This window comes from Streptomyces sp. MB09-01 (assembly GCF_033794505.1).
Lineage (GTDB): Bacteria > Actinomycetota > Actinomycetes > Streptomycetales > Streptomycetaceae > Streptomyces.
Window position 1 is genome coordinate 1 of the sequence record NZ_JARAYQ010000431.1, and the last position, 4,301, is coordinate 4,301.

At 67.5% G+C, this 4,301-nt stretch carries 4 protein-coding genes; 1 reads left to right on the top strand and 3 read right to left on the bottom strand.

All coding sequences use genetic code 11. The annotated features are described in order from the left end of the window. Positions 1-786 precede the first annotated feature (786 nt). A complete protein-coding gene (locus tag PV721_RS41660; protein WP_319733854.1) occupies positions 787-1,218 on the bottom strand; it encodes a hypothetical protein in 432 nt (143 codons plus the stop codon). A gap of 327 nt (positions 1,219-1,545) precedes the next feature. Beyond that, positions 1,546-2,421: a hypothetical protein gene (locus PV721_RS41665; RefSeq protein WP_319733855.1), complete on the bottom strand. Its 876-nt coding sequence runs from the start codon at positions 2,419-2,421 to the stop codon at positions 1,546-1,548. Between the two features lie 285 nt (positions 2,422-2,706). Between PV721_RS41665 and PV721_RS41670 the strand changes: the two genes are divergently transcribed. Continuing rightward, a complete protein-coding gene (locus tag PV721_RS41670; RefSeq protein ID WP_319733857.1) occupies positions 2,707-3,153 on the top strand; it encodes a hypothetical protein in 447 nt (148 codons plus the stop codon). Between the two features lie 606 nt (positions 3,154-3,759). Here PV721_RS41670 and PV721_RS41675 read toward each other — a convergent pair. Beyond that, entirely contained in the window at positions 3,760-4,113 is a 354-nt protein-coding gene (locus PV721_RS41675; protein WP_319733858.1) for a hypothetical protein, read from the bottom strand. Between the last annotated feature and the right edge of the window lie 188 nt (positions 4,114-4,301).

The following is a 4,301-nucleotide window of genomic DNA, read 5'->3' on the forward strand; positions in this document are numbered from 1 at the left end:
TGGGGTCGTTAAGTTTTTTTAAAGGGACGGGTGGGGTCTTCCGGGCCTGTTCGGGGGTCTGTTCAGACTCGTCGGCGGTGCTCGCCACAGGTGCTCCTGATGGGTGAGGGCGGGCCTATCCCGCCATTCACCTGCTACAGGTAGGTTTTTCGGCTTTCGTGTGACGCTCCCCTCGGAGAACTCCTCCGCCGTGACCGCATCGTGATCAACCGTGTCCTGTCGCACCGAACCTTGAGCGTTCTCACTGAAGGTTGAGTGGCAGGTTCGAGCGCCGTAGTTCGTGTCGGCCGACGTGGTGGTGTCAGTGGTCGGCGACTCGACGGCGGGGATGTCGCGGATCTTGCGGAGGCTGTAGGCCGTCGACTGTAACCCTCGGTGGGTATGAGGAGGCCAGAATCGATGAGGCCCGCGATAGCGGCGGCCCACTCCGGTGGGTCCCGGTCGCGGGGGGAGGCGCTTCCTCGTCGTGCGCGTGGAAGAGCGTCGTGGCGTCGAGGCCGGTGAGGGCGTCGCGTTCCAGGGGAAGGCGGGGCTTGCTCCAGGCCAGGTTGTGGTCGGCGGGGTGGAGCCAGGTCATCTGTGTGTGAGGACGTCGTTGCCTGGGCTGAGGGTGAAGCGGTGGGGCGCCGCACGGCGCAGGGCTTGGGCTGCCGCGCTCGGGGCTGCCCGGGCGTGGGCGACGGTGACGCTTCTTCGCGGACACCGGCTGACCACGAGCTCCACCGAACGAACCGGGCCCGGTCTGTACCCCGGGGCAATCCGGGTGCAGACCGGGCCCGGTCGTTGTCAGTTTCCGAGCTGGGCAACGACCTTGGCGTGGGCGAGGTCATCCCTCTGGGAGGCGAGGACCTCGGCGTCGTAGTGCAGCACGACCCTCTGGACGTCCAGCGTGTCGCGCAGGAGCTTTTTCTTCTCGCGCCACTCCGTGTACGCCGGGGACCAGACGAACAAGGCGTACTTGGCGCGCTCAGAGCCGATTTCCTCAGCTTCGAAGCGGCGGTAAGCGAAACGCACATCAGTTTCGTATTGCGGGAGCATGACGCCCGCATCGGCGTCTTCGCGCGCCAACCGGCCGCAGAAGGCGTCGTAGTCCGAGTCCACGCTCACGTGATCGACGGTGAGCTGACCGGGGCTGCCGTAGGCGAAGACAGCCCACGTAAGGTCGCCCGCCCTGATCGCTTCGTACGTGGGTTTGATCTCATGGTCAGGCACCGCCATCGGTTTCCTCCTACAGGTTGACTTCAGGGCTCATGTCGGGTCAGACATACCCAAAGTGTCGTGATCACCGGGCGAGATCTCCCCCGAGTCACCAAAGAACACTCGGTCGGGTAAGCCGCTCTCCCACTTTTTCGTGATCGGCTACCTACCGGCTCCGGCATCGGTCGTGGCCGTACGGGCAGTGATCCACTCAACCTTCAGTGAGAACGCTCAAGGTTCCGTGCAACAGAACAAACCGGGAGGGGTGTCCTTTGACAATGAAGTTAGTCGTGTGCGAGCCGCTGACCTGGGTCGACTAGGTTGGATGTCAGCGAGTCTTGTCTCGTCTCAATGAATCTGATCTGGGGTAAGGGGCGTGACCTGCGGCGACCAGATCAGTTGAGACGGAGAGCCGTCGTGCGGCAGCACACCTTCCGCTCTCGGGATGGGAACGTAGCCGCCGTCGGCTCGAATTTTCGCGACGAGCTGCCCGAGCTCGGCCAGGGTGTCCTCGCCGAGCAGCGAAGGGTTCGCCTCAAGCATCAACGCGACGTACTCCCCGATGCGCTGAGGCGTGAGATGGTCCGTTGCCTCCAGCTCCACCGGACCGTCGTCTCCCTCATCCACGAGCCGGGCGTTGCGCACCAGCCGTAGCTGCCCATCGCTGTAAATCCTGGCCAGCACAGCCGCAGCGATCCGCTTCCGCGCCTCCGCGACGCTCATGATCGTCCGCTGATCGCCTGAAGCGGTGTCGACTTCCTGCAGGCCCTCCGCGGCCTCAGCCCGGCGGTCACTCGTGCGACTTCGTGCCACGCTGCTCCACTTCGCCTTCACGGACGGGAGCGCCTGGTCGTTCCACTTGGCCTTCACTGCCGGAAGCGCTTGTTCGTGCCACCACTTCCTGAGGTGCGGCGCGGCCTTCTCCGCCAATCTGAGGCCGATCTGGACGAGCACCTCGGCGAGGAACTCCGCGTTCTCTCGACGCTCCTGCGCTTGGGCCTCCGACTCGTGCCGGTCAGAGTCGGGCCAACCCTGCGTGTACGCCGCCACCGGATCCGGCTCGTTCTCCGTCTCCAAGAAGAACTCGGCTTGACCCACCTGATTGGTGTCGGGGTCACGTGTCATACCGCGATAGGCGCCCTCAGTCTTCCTGGACCGTGTGAAACGCGCGCCCTTCGGGACTCTGACCGTGGCCTTGTACTCGTCGTACTTGCTGCTGTCCATGCCCCACCTTCGACCTGCGGGATGCCCTGCGTCCGCCGCCCGCATCCCGGGAGCGATGCCCCCGACACTGTACGTCCGGCCGCCGACCCCGTCCGGCGGATCACAGGACTGTCAGAGAAGCCGAAACGACTGGGTTCGCTGTCAAACGCCTCGATTGGATGACAAAGGACAAGGGGGGGAGAGTTCTCCCCCGTCGGCCCGGACTCTGTCCACAGGTTCCCAGTTCGAGGGTGTCTTCGAGGCCGCCGCGATCAGCGGGGCGGCCCGAAGACGAGGGAGCCACCCATGCCCGAGAACACCGTCACCGCGCCGCTCGCCCCGATGAAGCCCGAGGACGTCGCCGCCGCCTTCGCCTACCTCCGGGCCCGGCTCATCGGCGACATCGACACCGCCGGTGCGGTCGCCGACGACACGGGCCCGGAGCAGCTGCACCGGCTGCTCCTGGACGTCGCCGCGCGCGTCTTCATCCCAGTCACCGCCGAGGACGACCACGACGGGGAGCCCTGCGCGCACTCCTTCCTGGCAGCGGCACTCGGCCGGCTCCTGCTGGAACTCCTCTGCCACGGTGAATGCCTGGCCAGTGCGCCGGGCATCGCCGCGACCATCACCCGCTTCACCGAGAACATCCTCACCGACGAGCACGGCGACGTCGCCGACGTCCTGCGCCAGCTGGAGGCCGCGGGGATGAAGCAGGCGATGGAGGCGCACCCGGCGCACCGCACCACCGCGTAGCCGCGCATCCGGAACGGCGGTGGTGCGGTGCCGCGCGCACCGGGTGCGCACCACCGCCGGACGATGCACCGCACCGCGCGCACCGGGTGCGGTGACCGCATCGGTGGTGCGCGCACCGGCGCACCGCACCATCCGTCGCAGTGCGCACCACCGGCCCCACCGCACCGCACCGGGCGCGCGCCGCAGCCAGGCGGGCTCCTATATCACACACCCCCTTGACCGCGACCTGTCGACAGCCCAGACCCCCGCTGTCAAGGGAAAACGTCCGGGTAGCGAACCTGGTCCAGGAGAAACGCGCGCCCGCCGAAACCTGGTCAAGGGGTGGGGTGGCGGTGCGCGCACCGGTGCGGTGCGGAACATCGGGTGCGGTGCACCGGGTGCTCGCGTGCGTGCCGGACACCGTCGGACGGTGTGCACCGGGTGCGGTGGCGGACATCGTGGTGCGCACCGGAGTGGCGTCCATCGTCATCCGGTGCGCACCACGGTGGCGTCCACTCGGTGGAGGCCATCGGGTGGAGTCCACCGAGTGGAGCCCACTCGATGTCGTGCATCGGCACTGGATGCTGAACATCGTCGGCTCCACTCGGTGGACGATGCCGGGCATCGTCACCACAGCCAGGCGCTGGAGTGCCGTACCCGGGACAGGGCGCGGGCATCGCGGCGCGCGGCAGCGTTGCCGATCCGACTCTGCGGGGAGCGGGGCCGGCGCGATTGCGCGGCTGCGAGGCGGCGCTTCCCGGCGTCTTGGAGCCGCTCTCGCTGGTCGCTCAGCTGCTTCTTCTTGGCCGCCTTCGACTTCGGTGTCCGGGGGCGCTTCCAGATCGGCTGCCAGCCCGCGGGCTCCTCGGTCTCGGGCTGCTGGCCCCTTCCGAGCGCAGAGGTCATTTCCTCACTCGCTGCGCGGGCTCGGGCGAGGGCGTCCTTGAATCCCGGGATCTCCGGGTTCTCCGGTGTGGTCATGCGAGTCCTCCAGTGGGTGTCCGGCCCGGCCGGGAGGACGCCCCGGGCCCGCCACCCAGTGGGGGCTGAGGAGGCCCACAACGCGGACGCCGGCAAGCCAGGGATTGAAGAAAGGACCACCCCGGGCCCGGTGCCGGGCGAAGGAAAGGAAGTAGCATCACGCGAGGGCTACGAAGACGAAAACCGAA

What these genes read in the sequence shown, in the direction of transcription:
- PV721_RS41660 (WP_319733854.1), bottom strand. Translation starts at nt 1,218, where the DNA reads ATGGCGGTGCCTGACCATGAGATCAAACCCACGTACGAAGCGATCAGG.
- PV721_RS41665 (WP_319733855.1), bottom strand. Translation starts at nt 2,421, where the DNA reads ATGGACAGCAGCAAGTACGACGAGTACAAGGCCACGGTCAGAGTCCCG.
- PV721_RS41670 (WP_319733857.1), top strand. Translation starts at nt 2,707, where the DNA reads ATGCCCGAGAACACCGTCACCGCGCCGCTCGCCCCGATGAAGCCCGAG.
- PV721_RS41675 (WP_319733858.1), bottom strand. Translation starts at nt 4,113, where the DNA reads ATGACCACACCGGAGAACCCGGAGATCCCGGGATTCAAGGACGCCCTC.